This is a genomic window from Mesorhizobium sp. M7A.F.Ca.CA.003.01.2.1 (genome assembly GCF_003998945.1).
Lineage (GTDB): Bacteria > Pseudomonadota > Alphaproteobacteria > Rhizobiales > Rhizobiaceae > Mesorhizobium > Mesorhizobium ciceri.
In genome coordinates this window covers 1-948 of sequence record NZ_RZRA01001395.1, presented here as the reverse complement: position 1 = coordinate 948, position 948 = coordinate 1, and the positions used below count along the sequence as shown (strand labels likewise).

2 protein-coding genes are annotated in these 948 nt (G+C 65.2%); both read left to right on the top strand.

Going from position 1 to position 948, the window contains the following annotated elements:
- Positions 1 to 615 (top strand): 3-methyl-2-oxobutanoate hydroxymethyltransferase (gene panB, locus EN969_RS32940; RefSeq protein ID WP_127419832.1); only part of this gene is annotated, 615 nt, incomplete at its 5' end.
- On the top strand, positions 612 to 948 hold a 337-nt coding region (locus tag EN969_RS32935), incomplete at its 3' end, for a pantoate--beta-alanine ligase (RefSeq protein WP_164758748.1). The genes panB and EN969_RS32935, both read left to right, overlap by 4 nt.

Below are 948 nucleotides of genomic sequence, written 5' to 3'. Positions count from 1 at the left end.
GCCGTGATGCGCGGCTCGGCCAGTGCCTGCGTCGTCGTCGACCTGCCGGCTGGCAGCTATGAGGTCACGGCAGCACTTGCCGTCGCCTCGGCGCGGCGGGTCGTCGACGAAACCGGCTGCCAGGCGGTAAAGCTCGAAGGCGGCGTCGACATGGTTAGCCAGATCGCGGCCATCGTCGCCGCCGGCATTCCGGTCATGGGGCATATCGGCCTGCAGCCGCAATCGGTCGAGAAGGACGGCGGCTACAAGATCAAAGGCCGCACCGAGGAGGCTGTTGCGGCTTTGCTTCGCGATGCGCTCGCCGTCGAGAACGCCGGGGCTTTCTCGGTGGTCATCGAAGGCACGGTCGAGAGGGTCGCCGCCGATATCAGCCGCCGCCTCGCCATCCCAACCATCGGCATCGGCGCCAGCGGCGACTGCGACGGCCAGATCCTGGTCACCGACGACATGGTCGGGCTGACCGTCGATCGCGTGCCGAAATTCGTCAAGGAATACGCCGACCTGCGCAACGCGATCTCGCATGCCGCAAAGAGCTATGCAGCAGAAGTGCGAAACCGGACATTCCCGGGCCCCGGCCATGTCTTTTCGGCGACAAACAGCAGGGATGACGCATGAGCCAACCCGTCGTCGTCGATAGCGTTGCCGCACTTCGCACGCAAATCCATGACTGGCGCCGTGACGGCCTTCGTGTCGCCATGGTGCCGACCATGGGCGCTTTGCACGACGGGCACATCTCGCTGGTCAGGATCGCACTCGAAAAAGCCGAGCGCTGCGTCGTGTCGATCTTCGTCAACCCGACACAGTTCGCGCCGAGCGAAGACCTCGACAAGTACCCGCGCCAACTCGCCCGCGATCTCGACCGGCTCGGCGCGGCAAAGGCCGACCTTGCTTTCACACCGACGGTTGGCGAGATGTATCCCGCCGGCTTCGCCACGAAAATCTCGGTCG